Source organism: Dendronalium sp. ChiSLP03b (assembly GCF_034531165.2).
Lineage (GTDB): Bacteria > Cyanobacteriota > Cyanobacteriia > Cyanobacteriales > Nostocaceae > Dendronalium > Dendronalium minutum.
Genome location: NZ_JAVRBR020000135.1, coordinates 18,893 through 35,265, shown reverse-complemented (window position 1 = coordinate 35,265; position 16,373 = coordinate 18,893). Strand labels below are relative to the sequence as shown.

The following is a 16,373-nucleotide window of genomic DNA, read 5'->3' as shown; positions in this document are numbered from 1 at the left end:
GCCACTTGACGAATTGATATTTTCTCCTGAATATGTGCTGCAACTATTTTTTCTCGGAGATCGATTGAATATGCTTTCATGAAAAGATATTATTTTTCTTCTTACTAACTGTACCTCATAACAACGGGAAGTGCTGTATTGATTCGCTTTGGGTGCTTCATCTGTCGCTATCGTTATTCAAATTACTATGTATCTATCCTGTTGATTTTGGAACAATTTCACTTCAACGAACCGCAAAGAGCGCGAAGAACATAGCATGAAAATCACTGGCATTCATCATGTAGCTATAATTTGTTCTGACTACAAACGCTCAAAAAAGTTTTATGTAGAAGTTTTAGGTTTTTCTATTATTCAAGAGACTTTTCGCGTTGAAAGAAATTCTTATAAATTAGATTTGCGAGTTGGAGAAAACAACCAAATAGAGTTATTCTCTTTCCCTAATCCTCCTCAAAGAGTTGGCAACCCAGAAGCTTGTGGATTAAGGCATCTTGCTTTTGAAGTTCGTGATATTGAGCAAACTGTTTCTGACTTGAACTTTCAGGGTGTAGAGACAGAAAATATTAGAATTGATGAAATTACAGGTAAAAAATTTACTTTCTTTAAAGACCCAGATAATTTACCCTTAGAGATTTATGAGAGTTAGTAAGTTTATTGTTTAATTACTGAGTTGAGCTTTAAAAAATAGGTAGAGAAGCTAGTCTTTGAGAGCAGTTCATTTTTTAATTGACTTAGGGCGAGAAAATTTAGAAGCTGGCTTGAAGTTCTGTATTGGTACATTTTGAAGCGCCTGCTGCATAAAATCGCGCCAAATGGGAGTAACCATACCTCCGCCTGTAGCACCATGAGCTAATTGTCTGTTGTCATCTCTTCCTACCCAAATGGCAGTTGTTAACTGGGGTACTGTACCAATAAACCAAATATCCTTTTCTGAAGAAGTTGTCCCAGTTTTTCCCGCAACTGGCCGGTTTATAGCTGCACCTTTACCAGTTCCTTCTTTAACTACTGATTGCATCACATCTAAGATTGTGGCTGATGCCCAAGGGTCAAGAACTAACCGAGGTTTGGGGGTATTATCGAGTAACACATTACCACTACTATCACTGACACGGGCAATCAGCGTTGGGGGCGATTGCCAACCATAATTAGCAAAAGTCGCATAAGCACTAGCCATTTCTAGTGGTGTAACACCAATTGCACCTAATGGCAAAGAACTTACAGGTTCCATTGGACTCATAATTCCTAGGGTACGGCAAGTTTCGATAACTTTATTTATCCCTATCGCTTTGCCAATCTTAACCGCAGGGACATTACGAGATTGTGCTAAAGCAGTACGAATCGGTATTGCACCCCTAAAGGTATTATCGTAGTTGTGTGGAGAGTATGAACCATTAATATCAGGGTAGCTGACTGGGGAATCTACCACTGTTGTATTTGGAGTAAACTTACCACTAGCAAAGGCAGTATAGTAAACAAACGGTTTAAAGGAAGAGCCGGGCTGACGCTGCGCTTGAGTTGCTCGGTTAAATTCGCTAGCTTTCGAGTCTACACCACCCACCAGTGCTTTGACAAAGTGGGTACGTGGGTCAATTGCTACTAAAGCCATTTGATTGTTATTTAACCCTTGACCTTCAAGAGTTTTATGCCACTTTTTAATAGTTTCTTCTGCGATCTTTTGCAAGTCAAAGGCTACCGTAGCTTGCACCCGCATTCCACCTTTAACCACTGCATCACGCCCAAACTTTTTAATCAGTTCCTGTGCCACAGCATTGGTAACATAAGGAAAGATACTAGCTTCAAATGACTTGATTTTACCAAGTTTGATTTTTTGCTGGAGAGCATCATTATATTCTTGGTAGGTAATCCATTTCAATGCCAGCATTCTTCCCAATACTTCCCTTTGCTTTTGTTTGGCCAAATTCATATTCACAAAAGGGCTAAATTCTTCTGGAGCCTGAACTAAACCCGCCATCATTGCTGACTCGCCCAAAGTCAAATTTTCTGCTGATTTATTAAAGTAGGTCTGTGCTGCTGTTTCTGCACCATAATTGTTATGACCCCAATAAACTTGATTGAGGTACATTTCTAAAATCCGATCTTTAGTGAGAATTTGCTCTAAGCGAATTGCTAGTATTGCTTCTGCTATTTTGCGGCTTAAAGCACGCTTACGAGAGAGAAAGAGATTTTTTACTAACTGCATTGAGATTGTGGAACCACCCTCTCGTACACCACCTGCTGTCCAGTTGACTAATGCAGCACGTCCAATACCGCTTGGGTCAATACCGTGGTGGTTGTAAAAATAACTATCTTCACTGGCTAATACTGCTCGTTTTAAATTTGGATTAATTTTATCTAGGGGTATAACTTTTCTGTTAGCTTCCCCATGTATACCTACTAACAGCTTGCCTTTGATGTCATAGATGTAAGTTGTTTCTGCTGGCAAGAAGTTCTGTATTTGTCTAACATCTGGTAAGTTACGGAAACTAATTGCTAAACCAATCAATCCTCCAGCTACAACAGAACTTGTCAGCATAGCAATTGATAACAAAGTACTACCAGCGATCAGACCTACTTGTCTCCAAAACTCGAAACTATGTGAAGTCCCAATTTCTGGCTGTTCATGTTTAAAAGTTTCTGAGGAAGACATGGCAATTTCATTTATTCATTTGTACAAAAGACGACAATTCAACAGTTTATTCAACGAAACTGGTAATATATTTTTTTTGCAACTACAGTAGTTTGATAGTTGCAAAAGTGAACAGATATTAACCTAGACAGATCATCTAATTTGGAGTAGAGTCTAGTGGATAACTAAATAGGATGTTTTAAAAGGATTGGGCGAATATAATTCGCTACTACACAAACAAAGTCCCTTCGCGTTCGCTAGTCGCCTGATGCTACTTGACGGCAGTTGCTACAACGGGGGAAACCCCCCTGACGCTCAAGGACTCGCTAACGCTGCGCTAACGGGTTCGGGGGTGACGCTCGTTCGCGTAGCATCTCCCCTTGAGAGAAGACTCGCTAACGCTTCGCTATCGCAATCGACGGGAACCCTTACGGGTTCGGCAGTTCCTCCACTTGGGGCAACCCCAAGATTGGACTGCCTCACCGCCAAGACTGCGACCCCCTCATCGCAACGCACTGCCTCTTCCACTTGGGGAAACCCCAAGACCGCAGTGGCTCCCCTTGGGAGAGGACTCGCGCTTCGCTACGCTATGGCAACTTCTCTCCGCAGCGCTGGACTCACCGCCTGCGCGGACTAAGGGGAAATCAGGTGTTTGAAACCCACGCAGTTGGATTTTGCCTGTATAGCTGTGATTTCCAATTGCTAAGGCTAGTATTAATTGAGACTTTCCAAAGATATTCTTAGAGGATTTTTGAAAAGTTCTTGGCGATCTATCAAAATACTGTTTATATTATTTCCTCACAAGAAGAAAATATAATTACTTATCGTACTCGCTCTCAAAATATAACCCTCTAACAAAAGTTAGAAAAGATAGAGTCAAAGGTTATATCCTGCAACTAAGTAGGTCGTCGTGAATATTTATCGTGAGGATAAGGCAGGAGGCAGGAGGCAGGAGGGAAGAGGTTTTTAGCTGAGTTAACCTTTTGTAACATAGTTTGGTTTTTTCTCACCGACTTACTTACTCCCCTGATAACAAATAGTAAAATCTGAAACGAAATATTTAACTGTTTAACACTTGTTATTTTTATGCTGACGCTACTGTGTATGTAATTAATAAAAATAAACGAATAACTTTAACTATTTTGGGCGATCGCAAAACTTTTCGGTCTATTGACATTCTTGATGTGACAGTTCCCAGTGCAGAATGTGGGTTATGAGCTTTTGAGCAGAGAGCAAGAATTTATATCGGTTTCTCCTTTGCTTTTTTGCCCATCGTAGAACTTTGTGTCATGTTGTGGATTATCCTTGACATAATTTGTGAAATATGTTGATAATGGTTCTTTGTGGAAACTTTACCTCTATAAAATAAACGCTTGGCTAACGTCATTGTGATAGGCTCCCAGTGGGGCGATGAAGGGAAAGGTAAAATAACTGACTTACTCAGCCGCTCCGCAGATGTTGTGGTACGTTACCAAGGGGGTGTCAATGCTGGGCACACGATTGTAGTGAAAGGTCAGACCTTTAAGCTGCATTTGATTCCCTCTGGTATTTTGTATCCAGATACTGAGTGTATTATCGGCTGTGGGACAGTCATCGATCCACAGGTTTTGATAACAGAACTCGACCAGCTAGAGAAATTAAACATTTCTACTAAGAATCTGCTAATTTCTGAGACAGCCCATGTAACGATGCCTTACCATCGGTTAATCGACCAGGCATCGGAGGAACGACGGGGAAGTCACAAAATTGGGACTACTGGTCGAGGTATTGGCCCCACTTATGCTGACAAATCAGAGCGTACAGGCATCAGAGTTTTAGACTTGATGGATCCGGAAGCGCTGCGTGACAAGTTAGAATGGACGATTAATTATAAGAACGTTATTTTAGAAAAGCTTTATAACTTGCCGCCTTTAGACCCTCAAGAGGTGATTAAGCAGTATTTGGGATATGCCGATCGCTTGCGACCTTACGTGGTTGATACCTCACTGAAAATATACGATGCCATTCAACGGCGGCGCAATATTTTGTTTGAAGGAGCGCAAGGAACGCTTCTCGACTTAGATCATGGCACTTATCCCTATGTCACCTCATCGAACCCCGTAGCTGGAGGGGCTTGCGTTGGCACGGGGGTAGGACCGACAATGATTGACAGGGTAATTGGCGTATCGAAAGCGTACACGACGCGAGTAGGGGAAGGGCCTTTTCCCACCGAATTGGATGGAGAAATCGGAGAATTATTATGCGATCGCGGTGCAGAATTCGGCACAACCACCGGACGTAAGCGTCGCTGTGGCTGGTTTGATGCTGTCATCGGTCGCTATGCCGTTCGGATTAACGGTATGGATTGTATGGCAATCACCAAACTGGATGTTCTCGACGAATTAGAAGAAATCAAAGTTTGTGTTGCTTATGAAATAGATGGCGAACGCTCTGAAAACTTCCCCACCAGTTCCCGTCAATTTGCCCGGTGTCGTCCCATTTACAAGACCTTACCGGGATGGGGTGTGTCAACAACTCACTGCCGCACCTTAGAAGACTTGCCACAGCAAGCACTGGACTATCTAAAATTCTTAGCAGAATTAATGGAAGTCCCAATCGCGATCGTCTCCCTAGGAGCAAGCCGCGATCAAACCATAATTGTAGAAGACCCCATCCACGGTCCCAAACGCGCTTTATTGCACCCTGACGGCACACCGGCCTCTCTACTAAGTGCGTAGTGAGTGCGTAGTGAGTACTGAGTGCTGAGTTCTCCTCCTGCCTCCTGACAACTGACAACTAACAACTAACAACTTCTATGCCTCTCACAGTCGAATGTCAAACGCGACCAGAAGGTAGCAAGCCAAAAGCTTTGCGCCGTTCTGGAGAAATACCTGCTAATTTATACGGTCATAAGGGTACAGAGTCAATTTCTCTGGTCATTAATGCCAAAACTGTTGAGCGCTTACTCAAAAAAGCTTCAGTCAACAACACCTTAATTGATTTAAACGTTACTGATGTACCTTGGCGGGGCAAAACCCTGCTGCGAGAACTTCAGGTTCATCCAGCAAAAGGTACACCCTACCACCTCAGCTTTTTTGCAGTTGCTGGTCACGGTGACACTAATGTAGAAGTACCACTGCGTTTTGTGGGAAATGCTGTTGGTGTTAAACAAGAAGGTGGTTTTTTAGACACTGTACTCACCGAACTACAAGTCAGTTGTTCCCCTGAGAACATTCCAGAGGTAATTGAAATTGATGTCTCTAACCTGAAAATTGGAGACAGCTTGCGTATTCATGAGCTAGTCTTGCCTCAAGGGGTGACAGCTTTGGGTGAAGCGGAGCAAGTCGTGGTCAGTGTTTCACAGCCGCAAATTAGTGCTGATGCTGAGGCTGAGACAGCGAGTGAAACAGTCTCTGAAGCTACATAAAGTATGTAATAATTTTTGATGATACCAGGGGGAAACTCCTGGTTTTTTTGTATTTGAACCGCACCAGGCGCAGAAAGCGCAAAGGAAAGAGATGACAACTATCCTTCCACTTTTAATTCAGCAGATGTTGCAGCCTGGATTTTATCCCCATGCAGTAGCAGAACCGATTCAATTAATTCAAACCCACATTTCTTATGTGCTGCTCACTGGAGATTACGCCTATAAGCTGAAAAAACCAGTGAATTTTGGTTTTTTAGATTTCTCTACCTTGGAGAAACGGCAGCATTTTTGTCAGGAAGAGTTGCGCCTGAATCAGCGAGGAGCAAGTGAGCTATATTTGGAAGTTTTGCCTGTGACTTTGGTGGAGGAGCAATACCATCTCAGTGGAACTGGCGAACCTGTAGAGTACGTGCTGAAGATGCGTCAGTTTCCTCAAGAGTTACTGTTTAGCACACTTTTTGAACAGGGTAAATTAAATGAGACACACCTAGAGGAATTGGGAAGGGTAGTGGCTCAATACCATGCCCAAGCACAGACGAATGATTACATTCGCAGTTTTGGTGAGGTGCTGCAAGTCCGGGCTGCCATTGATGAGAATTACGAGCAAACCGAGAAATATATCGATGGTCCCCAGACGCAGGCACAGTTCGATCAAACAAAGCAATATACAGATAAATTTTTTGCAGAACTTCCAGAATTATTTGTTAGTAGAATTCACAATGACTACATTCGCGAATGTCACGGGGATTTACACCTGAGAAATATTGCTTTGTGGCATGACAAAATCACGTTATTTGACTGCATAGAGTTTAATGAACCGTTTCGCTTTGTCGATGTCATGTACGATGTAGCGTTCACAGTGATGGATTTGGAAGCGCGGCAGCGTCAAGATTTGGGTAATGCCTTTTTGAATGCCTATATAGAGCAAACAGGAGATTGGGAAGGTTTGCAGGTACTGCCTTTATATTTGAGCCGTCAGGCTTATGTCCGGGCAAAGGTGACTTCATTTTTACTAGACGATCCGAGTGTACCCTTAACGGTAAAGGAAGAAGCAACAAAAACAGCGGCTGACTATTACAAGCAGGCTTGGGAGTATACTCAACCCAAACAAGGACAACTGATTTTGATGTCGGGATTGTCAGGTTCTGGGAAAAGTACAACCGCACGATATTTAGCCTTGCAACTGGGAGCAATTCATATTCGCTCAGATGCAGTGCGAAAACATTTGGGAGGAATTTCCTTGAAGGAACGCGGTGGGGATGACTTATACACACCTGAAATGACCCAGAAAACTTATGCACAGTTGCTGAATTTGGGAATTATACTAGCTAATCAAGGTTTCTCAGTAATTTTGGATGCTAAGTATGACCAACAAAAACTGCGCCAGGAAGCGATCGCCCAAGCCGAAAAACACCAAATTCCCCTTAAAATTATTTACTGCACAGCCCCTTTAGAAGTAGTACAAGAGCGTCTTGTCAACCGCACAAATGATATTGCTGATGCTACCGTTCATTTATTGGCATCACAAATAAAGCAAGCTGAACCCTTTACCGATGAAGAAAAACCCTACGTTCAGATTTGGGACACAACCCAACCACAACAAGCACAATTAACACAAATAATTCGCCAATAGCTTGCAAAATTAAAAATCCTAAACAATTTTTAATTTTAAATTTTTAATTTATTAGTAGTGAACTTATGGCACCTAAAAACAATGACTTCTTCATTATCTCTCCCAGCTTCTTTACTCAACTAATATTTGGGTCATTTTTAATACTCATATTGTCGCTGACAGGTTCTCCATTATCCCTAAGTATCTTCCTAGGTATTTTGGGTGGTTTCACTTTAGGCTGGATTACAAATGCAAGTAAAAATAGTCCCCAAGCCCCAACTGTAGCCTCCTCTGATGGCGTGGATGCAGCACTTAAGTACTGGTTATTTTTCTTACTTGGCTTTGTGTCTTTAGGGTATTCTGCACCCATGAGTATCTTGCTAGGCGGAATAGGTGCTATGGGTGGAGGATGGATTATTGCTTGGTGGGGAAGCAAAGAAGAAAGTAAAACTCAGCTACCAGTTGAGGCGCAAGAAGAGTCGTCTAGTGAACGGCCTAGCAATAGAATCACCAAACAACAAAAAAGAAGACCCGTCCGCCGTTACCGTCGTCCTTCTGGAATCAATCTTCAGTTTTGGAGAAGATACCGGGATTAGGGGCTGGGGACTGGGGAGCTAGTCGCGTGCAAAGAGAAGTCGCTCTTGTGGGTTTCCCTCCAAGCGAACTTCGGGAGGTTCCCTCCGTTAAGCGAACTGGCGTGACTAGGAAGGAATTTAGTTCATCAAATTACTTTTTCTTCTTAATAGCCAATACCTAATACTCAATACTAATCCCCAATACTCAATCCCTAACATGTTTTTATATCTCTCCAAGTTGCTACCACTGTTTTTTTATCCGCTGGGATTAGCCAGTTTGTCTTTAATAGTGGCACTAGTAACATTATGGAAGCGACCACGAATTGCAGCGGGAGCGATCGCCTTAGCATTAACTGTATTACTTCTTTGCAGTAATGGTTGGGTTGCTAAATCATTAGTGCGATCGCTGGAATGGCAAAATCTTCCTGTTGCCCAAATGCCCAATGCAGAAGCAATTGTAGTTTTAGGTGGTGCAACTAAATCAGCTTCTTTCCCAAGACCGAGTGTCGATTTAAGTGAATCGGGCGATCGCGTGATTTATGCTGCTCAACTATATCGCCAAAAAAAAGCCCCGATCGTCATTCTCAGTGGAGGTCGTATTGATTGGCGTGGCAGCGGCGCACCAGAATCAGAAGATATGGCTAAAATCCTTACGTCTATTGGCATACCATCCGAAGCACTTGTGCAAGAACCTGACTCATTGAATACTTACGAAAATGCTGTGAATGTCAAGAAAATTTTAGAGGCTCGTGGCATTCGTCAGATATTGTTAGTAACTTCCGCAATGCATATGCCGCGATCGCTGAAGATTTTCCAGCGTCAAGGTATTGATGTTATTCCTGCACCTACTGACTTTCTCGTCAGTCAGGGCGATTTACAAGAACTCGGCAACACTCCTAAAGCCGCAATACTAAATTTGTTACCTGATAGCAATAATTTACACCAATTTACTAATGCTTTAAAAGAATACGTTGGCAGTTTTGTATATCGCTTGCGCGGTTGGCTATGATTAAGTGCTAAAGATCGGCTGTTATTCCCACTTATATATTCAAGCAAGAAAGTACTAATGGCAGGCATCTCACCGCTTAAAATACCTCAAATTTAGACTGCGAACGGACTTTAACTGCCACAACTACAAAATTGAGGTACGTTTGCTCTGGCTGGTTTATCAGTACGAGCGCGAGAAGTTGCCAAGAGGATCTCTCTCTAAGCAAACTTCAGTGACTTCTAAAATCCCATCGCCTCTGCTACTGCTCCAAGTTCAGCCACAATACCCTGTTTAAATTGACTATGACTGTGCTTAATAGCTGTATCTGGGTCTTTTAGACCGTTGCCAGTAAGGATACAAACCACTGTCGCCCCGGTGGGGATTTGGTCTTTGACTTGCAACAAACCTGCTACGGAAGCAGCACTGGCAGGTTCGCAGAAAATACCTTCGGATGCTGCTAACAGTCGATAAGCATCAAGAATTTCTGCGTCGGTAACAGCGTGGAAATTTCCTTGACTTGCTGATTGCGCTGCGATCGCTAACTCCCAACTAGCTGGATTGCCAATGCGAATTGCTGTAGCTAAAGTTTCAGGATGGGCTACTGGTTTACCACTCACTAAAGGAGCTGCACCTGCTGCTTGAAATCCCATCATCCGGGGTAGGCGATCGCACTTACCTGCTTGATGGTATTGACAAAACCCCATCCAATATGCTGTGATATTCCCCGCATTACCTACCGGGATACACAACCAATCTGGGGCATCACCCAGCACATCGACAATTTCAAAAGCTCCTGTTTTCTGCCCTTCCAAGCGGTAGGGATTTACCGAATTCACCAAAGTTATCGGATAGCTTTCTGCCATCTCGCGGACAATCTCTAGTGCTTGGTCAAAATTACCTTTAATTGCCAGTACCTCTGCCCCATACAGCAACGCCTGCGCCAACTTACCCAGCGCCACATAGCCATCGGGAATCAGTACAAAAGCATTCATACCGCCACGCTTAGCATAGGCGGCGGCGGCGGCAGAGGTGTTACCCGTGCTGGCACAAATTACCGCCTTTGACCCGGTTTCTTTAGCCTTAGAAATTGCCATTGTCATGCCCCGGTCTTTGAAGCTACCAGTCGGGTTAAGACCGTCGTATTTTACAAATACACGTACTTGTCTGCCAATATGTTCTGCGATCGCGGGCACCGGAATCAACGGAGTATTTCCCTCCAGCAAGGTAACGACAGGCGTTTTTTCACTAACAGGCAAATACTCGCGATAGGCTTCTATCAGTCCGGGCCAGGGTTGGCGATGAGATTTAGCAGCAGACAGGCTTACAGTCACGGGATTTAAAACTTTTTAACTAAGGATTAGAAATAGACAAACACGGTATTGGGTAATAAACAAGAAAGTTAAGTTTCTCGTTTTCAGTTCCCATTGTGCAGATTTTTCATTCCAGAAGAATATTATCTCTTTTCAGGCAAGCATCTTACTTGCAATTTTTACTTTCTGTAAAATGCTCAGTTTATCATATGGAGGCAGAATTTAAGAGTGCAGAGCTTAGTTGTTAACACTCTCCCGTGCCCCTGTGCCCCTCTACCCTCCCTCTGGAACCCAACCGATACAATCGCAGTCACTTATAAAAACACCAGTAATGTATTAGAGTAAGTGATTGAAAATATACAATCATTTAACAAACCTTAAACTTACATTATTATATTATTTACCAATGGTGTGAGTTAATTTTTATATTCATTTAGCGATGCCTACTTATTCATCTAGTGTTTCCGAATACCGCTCCCAGACTCTTTGGGTAAGTGATTTAACAAAATCTTGTTACCAAGACGATCAGCAAGTGAAGCTGAGAAGTCTGCAAGCAGAGGTGGAATCTTTGTTGAAGCAATTGCAAAATCTGAAGGAGCAACGGCAAGTTGCTAGCGACCAAGAGGAATAGGTTAGTTTTCTAGATGATAATGCCTGACTTCTACGGTCTGGATTTAGGTAAGGGGCTGCTATTCAAAACGCTGATTTTTAGTTGACCACCGCTTCAGACTATAGTTGTTGGCATTCTCTACTAATAAAGCTAGGGATTGCCCACTTGAAATCTTGGCGATCGCTGTAAGTACTTGTTGGGAACTTTCCTGAAAATCCGTATAAATGACCTTACCACTATCAGACAGGATTAGGGTACGGGAACGGTACGGAATTTTCTCGCTTTCCTGAGTTGTCATTTTAAAATCCTTCAAGGAGCCTATGGCTTCTTGAGAGACAGTTAAGACGGTTTCTGGTTTATTGTCATTTGTTAAATCAATTACTTGAACAGGCCAGTGACCTATCTGCTCCTGAATCTGCAAGAACTTAGGGACATCACCATCTGAAATCTGACCCGATCGTTGTAGAGAACGCCAGACAATCGGTAATATATTTTCCACTGCTCGTGGATTTTGCTGATAAAGTTCTGCCAGGGTAATGGGAGCTGGCTGCACCCACTCTAATGCATTATCTGTCAAAGCTAGAGTTAGTGGTTGCACGTTTTTTTGATTCTCAGCAATAGCTTCTCCAGCAGCTAATAGCCGCAGTACTCCATTTTGCAGTTGCACTCCTTTGATAGTGGCAGAAGTTGTTTGTTGTTCTCCATTCGGTAGCCGAACAATTATCTGGATGATGGGGTCGATATTAATCCCCAAAGTTTCCCATAAAAATTTGGCTGGAAAATCTTTGGGTAATCGCAAATTTCCAAAGGGGGAATTGAGCCAGCGTTTGCCGTCATTAAATGCACTCACTTCTATCTGATACCAAACTTCGTTGTTTGTGAGTGTCAGGTCTGCTTTTGGTACTGGTAGCCACTCCTTCGGGTTAACTTTTGAGATAGGTTGCACCGTACCTACAATTTGGCTGGGGTGACTGGAAGTTTGAGATGCCCGATCTTCATTGAGTTGTTTTAACAGACCTTGAATATACGTAACGGTGGCGTTTGTAATTTTTGGTCGCGCCTTTAACCAAGAATTAGCCCGTCCTTCCCCCTGCTTCTCTGCTAAAATTAGCGCTGCCCAAGCTTGCACTTCTGGTCTATCTGGCTTCACTTGCAAGGCGGCTACGGTGCGATTCCATAACCGTCCGGTATCTGCTTTGAGTAGGGTGGCAATTTCCTGTCTATTTTGAGGTGATGCTGCAAACACCTGTAAAGCTTTTTCCCAGCGACCATCAATCAACTCTGCTAGCACTTGTTGACTAGGACTGGCCCAAGTTTTCTCGGCTTGGGCCTTAGAAAGTTGGGCGTGCAAGCGAATCACATCAATTTGCGCTTGTGCTGCTGGTAAAATTCCTTTTCGCTGTTTTCGGATGAATTGCAACCACTCAAAAGCTGGTGTCCACAAACCACTGCGAGCAATTAACAAGGCATTTTGGTAAGCAGAATCCTTCAAGGCTGGTGGTTGGAGAGAAATCGCTTCTAGTTGAATGGGGTTGAGGTACAGCTTCACATTTTTGACTTGGTAAACGCGTAACTGCGGTTCCAAACCCACTGTTCGATCGATAACTAATTCTTTTGCACCTCCACCAGTCACCTGCTGCCATTTAGGCAATTGTCCATTGGGATTTGTCCAAGACAACATCTGTTGTAGGTTAGTACGTCCTGGATTGTAGTAGACAATCTGACCGTAAGCGATCGCATTGGTTCCTTGTTGGCGCTGACCTTGCAAAGAAAACCAAATTCCCGGTGATACACCATCACCTTCAAAGCGTTTGATTGCGGTCAAAGGTAGAGGAGTATTAGCATCGTAGTCTTCTGATGTTGCATTATTCAAGGGAGCGATCGCTAAAGATTCTTCTGGCCCAGTTATAGGTAGGTAATGTGCCAAGCGAAAGTATGTATCTGACTGCGATTGAAACTCCAAGTCAGTTGAGCGTTGATAAACTCTCAGTTCCACAATTTCTTGACAATTAGACTGACAATTGGCACGCTGCTGCACAATCGGTAACAAAAGCGAGTTTTCTTCGTCATCTAAAGGCAGAGTTTTCCCGGCAATTTGTTTTTGTTTACTCAGCTTCTCTTGAATTTGTTGCAGAGTTTGAGGGGGTTCGCTATAGCCAAGGGGTATTTGCGCCCATTCAGGTAAAAATTTATTCAACCAGCCTATTTGTGCTGGATTGAATATGAAAAGAATACTAAACCAAGTAAAAGCCATAACTAACCCAGCGCCACTCAGTAAAATTACGAGCGCCAGCGTTGACGAAAACCAACCTTTCTTTTGCGGAGCCAGTGCGTCACAGAGATGCTGCGTTGCGCTTTCCGGCGTTGTAGACGCGCTTTGCGCGGCTTCCCGCAGGGTAGCAAGTGTCGTTGGCTTTACTGAATTGTAGATGTCCTCTGCGCGCTCGGACAAGGCTCCGGGAGGGTTTTCCTCTGGGAGAACTTCTAAGGTTTCCCTCCGTTGTAGCAAGTGGGGTTTTTCCGATTCAGGTGACGACTGCGTTTCTTGAAGGGGTTCTTGAAGAGTACCTGAAGTGTAGGAACTGACGTGCTTTTCCCAATGTTTGCGGGAGATGCGTTTGACCGCACCTGTACGAGGCTGATTGCGTCCAGAAGATTTTGCCGTCAGCTTGCGCGAACGATGTACCATGTTAGTTCTTAGTCAATCCAATTATTGTTTCTTTTATACTCGCGCTTTCAAATGTTGCTGAAAATCTTTACAGTCTAGTTGGGTATAAAATAGGTAAATTTTCTTATGGCAATTTTAAAAGTAGGTAAATTCTCTCATGTCATCAATAGATGATTCTTAATACACTCTTGCTTAAGTATGGTAGTAGAGTGTAGAAAGTTGAAAGCTAGATTAATGAGTCGGAGCAACGGCAAAACCTGGATAGCTGTATGGTTAATAGTTGTAGGATTTAACACAGTCGTGTCAAAAGCGATCGCTCAAGATTCTAGAGGCACGAATACCAATGCAAGTATAGATTTAAACTTAAACTATCTCCCTATATCTTCTACCTATTTTGGCGAGCAGTATTTACAAGACAATACTGAGCCGATGGCACAAGTTACATCGGTTTCACAACTGAAGGATGTACAACCCACAGATTGGGCGTTCCAAGCTTTGCAGTCTTTGGTAGAACGCTACGGCTGCATTGCAGGTTATCCAGATGAGCAATATCGTGGTAATCGCGCTATCAGTCGGTATGAATTTGCTGCTGGTGTGAATGCTTGCTTAGACCGAGTTAACGAACTGATTGCTACAGCTACAGCTGATTTGGTAACCAAACAAGATTTAGTAACTTTGCAAAGATTACAAACAGAATTTGCTGCTGAATTAACGACTTTGCGGGGTCGAGTTGATAGTTTAGAAACGCGCACCGCTGAAATTGCAACCAACCAGTTCTCTGCTACGACTAAACTCACCGGACTGCATATAATTGGCGTTCAAGGACGAACTAGCAATCGTGGTGATGTTAATCCCAGAGATAGTATCCAAGATACGCAAGATGGTGGTACAAACACTGATGTTATATCCTTGACGCAGCTGTATTTAACTAGTCAATTTAGCCCTCGTAGTTACTTATTCACAGGTTTATTAGCTGGTAAAGGTGGCACTGCACCTAGATTTGACAATAACGATGTCACACGCGATAGAGTTTCGCGCAATGATGTCATCATGGGCTACGAATTTCCTACCGATAACTTTATCATCAGTGACCTCAATTATCACTGGCTAGTCACTGATAACTTAGCAGTGATGGTAGGAACAGAAAACGTGAGTATGCCCAGTGCTTTCCGAGGACCAAACCGAGTGGAAAGCGCTGCCACAGGGCCATTATCTTATTTCGCTCAAAGAAACCCAATTTTAAATATGGGGTACGGCCACGGTGGCATTGCCATAGATTGGCAATTTGCTAAACGTGCTAGTTTACAAGCAATTTATACTAGTTATAAACCCGGTAATCCCGGTCAACGCAGTGGTTTATTTGATGGAAACACCACTACGGGTGTGCAATTGTTATTAACACCTACTGACACAGTTGATGTTAGTTTGTATTATGTCAATAACTATTCTTCAGATGGCTGTTTACTAACCTTTGTAGGCGATGAATGTTTAACTGCGGTTAATAGCAGTACAGGAAAATCAGCACCCTTACAAACCAATGCTGTTGGTGCTACCGTAAATTGGCAAATTTCGCCCAACCTGACTTTAGGCGCTTGGGGTGGTTATACTAAGTCCTATATTCCTGGGCAATCGGGAAATGTAGAAACGACAAATTACATGGTCTTTGTGAATTTCCCTGATTTATTTGCCAAAGGAAATTTAGGTGGAATTTATATTGGTCAACCACCTAAAATCACGAGTAGCACTCTCAATGTGGGTAATAATGTCCCTGACTTTATCAATACAGGTTTAGGACGTGCAGGCGGGCAACCAGGAACAACTACTCAAATCGAAGCTTTTTATCGTTTCCAGTTAACAGATAACATTAGTATTACACCAGCTGTAATTCACATCTTGGAACCTGGTCATACACCAAACAACGATCCGGTTACTATTGGCATTCTCCGGAGTACTTTTACTTTTTAACAATTCTACAACTACATAGTTCAAAAACTATGATATTTTGTCGTGCCATTGCGCGGAATTAAAAATGAAAAATAGCTCTTTAGCCATTGGTAAAACCCTTTTCTGAAGTACCAAGAAAAAAGGTTTGGCGGTGAGCCAAACCCCTCTATAAATCCAGTGCATAACAACATCCCGGATTAATTTACCTATTATTCTTGTGCTAGGTCATCTTCCTATAGGATGTGTCCAAATCTCATAAAAGCTGATATTGCCTTAATTGAGTATTATTAAATACATCTTAAAAAATCCTAAAAATGTTGATATAACTAAACAGTCATTAGTCAACGATTACAACAAATATTTATGCATTCATAATGCGCCTTAACTTACAATTATTTTTCTATCCAGCGCCTATATCAAAGTCGTGCCCCGACTCAATAAGCAAAATAAAAGACGGGTTTTACCCCGCCTAAATAGCTTGAAAGTGGCAATACACCTTAGACTTTATAAAAAAAGAAAAAATTAAAGAAGTTGCAAGGACAGTTGATATTAACACAAATAATGGCTATTCATACCATACTAAGTGTTGCAATCATAGCTAATCCTTGCAATTCTCGTAAATATATCACATAAATTT

The 16,373-nt window shown here is 42.7% G+C and carries 12 protein-coding genes; 9 read left to right on the top strand and 3 right to left on the bottom strand.

The window, feature by feature from the left end:
• Window positions 1-256 precede the first annotated feature (256 nt).
• The gene (locus tag RMY31_RS31285; protein WP_322664972.1) at window positions 257-643 is read left to right on the top strand and encodes a VOC family protein; all 387 of its coding nucleotides are present in this window, start codon (window positions 257-259) and stop codon (window positions 641-643) included.
• Between the two features lie 69 nt (window positions 644-712).
• Here the strand turns inward: RMY31_RS31285 and RMY31_RS31280 are convergent, their stop codons facing one another.
• On the bottom strand, window positions 713-2,644 hold the full coding sequence (locus RMY31_RS31280) for a transglycosylase domain-containing protein (RefSeq protein WP_322664970.1): 1,932 nt from the start codon (window positions 2,642-2,644) through the stop codon (window positions 713-715).
• Window positions 2,645-2,891: 247 nt separating this feature from the next.
• Here RMY31_RS31280 and RMY31_RS31275 point away from each other — a divergent pair, with 247 nt between their 5' ends.
• The 6 genes from RMY31_RS31275 to RMY31_RS31250 all read left to right on the top strand — a co-directional run bounded on the left by RMY31_RS31275 (window position 2,892) and on the right by RMY31_RS31250 (window position 9,225).
• Complete coding sequence (locus RMY31_RS31275; protein ID WP_322664968.1) at window positions 2,892-3,260, top strand: hypothetical protein; 369 nt, start codon at window positions 2,892-2,894, stop codon at window positions 3,258-3,260.
• A gap of 736 nt (window positions 3,261-3,996) precedes the next feature.
• Entirely contained in the window at window positions 3,997-5,340 is a 1,344-nt protein-coding gene (locus RMY31_RS31270; protein ID WP_322664966.1) for an adenylosuccinate synthase, read from the top strand.
• Window positions 5,341-5,417: 77 nt separating this feature from the next.
• Window positions 5,418-6,029, top strand: a complete 612-nt coding sequence (locus RMY31_RS31265; RefSeq protein WP_322664964.1) for a 50S ribosomal protein L25/general stress protein Ctc — start codon at window positions 5,418-5,420, stop codon at window positions 6,027-6,029.
• A gap of 91 nt (window positions 6,030-6,120) precedes the next feature.
• Window positions 6,121-7,662 (top strand): AAA family ATPase, encoded by a 1,542-nt coding sequence (locus RMY31_RS31260; RefSeq protein ID WP_322664962.1) that lies wholly within the window; start codon window positions 6,121-6,123, stop codon window positions 7,660-7,662.
• A gap of 65 nt (window positions 7,663-7,727) precedes the next feature.
• Complete coding sequence (locus RMY31_RS31255; protein ID WP_322664960.1) at window positions 7,728-8,237, top strand: hypothetical protein; 510 nt, start codon at window positions 7,728-7,730, stop codon at window positions 8,235-8,237.
• A gap of 196 nt (window positions 8,238-8,433) precedes the next feature.
• Window positions 8,434-9,225, top strand: a complete 792-nt coding sequence (locus RMY31_RS31250; RefSeq protein ID WP_322664958.1) for a YdcF family protein — start codon at window positions 8,434-8,436, stop codon at window positions 9,223-9,225.
• Between the two features lie 218 nt (window positions 9,226-9,443).
• On the opposite strand, the gene thrC is transcribed toward RMY31_RS31250, so the two are convergent.
• The gene (thrC, locus tag RMY31_RS31245) at window positions 9,444-10,535 is read right to left on the bottom strand and encodes a threonine synthase (protein WP_322664956.1); all 1,092 of its coding nucleotides are present in this window, start codon (window positions 10,533-10,535) and stop codon (window positions 9,444-9,446) included.
• A gap of 418 nt (window positions 10,536-10,953) precedes the next feature.
• Between thrC and RMY31_RS31240 the strand changes: the two genes are divergently transcribed.
• A complete protein-coding gene (locus RMY31_RS31240; protein WP_322664954.1) occupies window positions 10,954-11,145 on the top strand; it encodes a hypothetical protein in 192 nt (63 codons plus the stop codon).
• 58 nt (window positions 11,146-11,203) lie between these two features.
• On the opposite strand, the gene RMY31_RS31235 is transcribed toward RMY31_RS31240, so the two are convergent.
• Window positions 11,204-13,813, bottom strand: a complete 2,610-nt coding sequence (locus RMY31_RS31235; RefSeq protein ID WP_322664952.1) for a hypothetical protein — start codon at window positions 13,811-13,813, stop codon at window positions 11,204-11,206.
• Between the two features lie 213 nt (window positions 13,814-14,026).
• On the opposite strand from RMY31_RS31235, the gene RMY31_RS31230 reads away from it, so the two are divergent.
• Window positions 14,027-15,757: an iron uptake porin gene (locus RMY31_RS31230; RefSeq protein WP_322664950.1), complete on the top strand. Its 1,731-nt coding sequence runs from the start codon at window positions 14,027-14,029 to the stop codon at window positions 15,755-15,757.
• The last annotated feature ends 616 nt before the right edge of the window (window positions 15,758-16,373 follow it).

Bases quoted from the DNA above. Each gene is read 5' to 3' on its own strand.
- RMY31_RS31260 (WP_322664962.1), top strand. From the start codon at position 6,121: ATGACAACTATCCTTCCACTTTTAATTCAGCAGATGTTGCAGCCTGGA.
- RMY31_RS31230 (WP_322664950.1), top strand. From the start codon at position 14,027: ATGAGTCGGAGCAACGGCAAAACCTGGATAGCTGTATGGTTAATAGTT.
- RMY31_RS31265 (WP_322664964.1), top strand. From the start codon at position 5,418: ATGCCTCTCACAGTCGAATGTCAAACGCGACCAGAAGGTAGCAAGCCA.
- RMY31_RS31235 (WP_322664952.1), bottom strand. From the start codon at position 13,813: ATGGTACATCGTTCGCGCAAGCTGACGGCAAAATCTTCTGGACGCAAT.
- RMY31_RS31250 (WP_322664958.1), top strand. From the start codon at position 8,434: ATGTTTTTATATCTCTCCAAGTTGCTACCACTGTTTTTTTATCCGCTG.
- RMY31_RS31280 (WP_322664970.1), bottom strand. From the start codon at position 2,644: ATGTCTTCCTCAGAAACTTTTAAACATGAACAGCCAGAAATTGGGACT.
- RMY31_RS31255 (WP_322664960.1), top strand. From the start codon at position 7,728: ATGGCACCTAAAAACAATGACTTCTTCATTATCTCTCCCAGCTTCTTT.
- RMY31_RS31275 (WP_322664968.1), top strand. From the start codon at position 2,892: ATGCTACTTGACGGCAGTTGCTACAACGGGGGAAACCCCCCTGACGCT.
- RMY31_RS31240 (WP_322664954.1), top strand. From the start codon at position 10,954: ATGCCTACTTATTCATCTAGTGTTTCCGAATACCGCTCCCAGACTCTT.
- RMY31_RS31285 (WP_322664972.1), top strand. From the start codon at position 257: ATGAAAATCACTGGCATTCATCATGTAGCTATAATTTGTTCTGACTAC.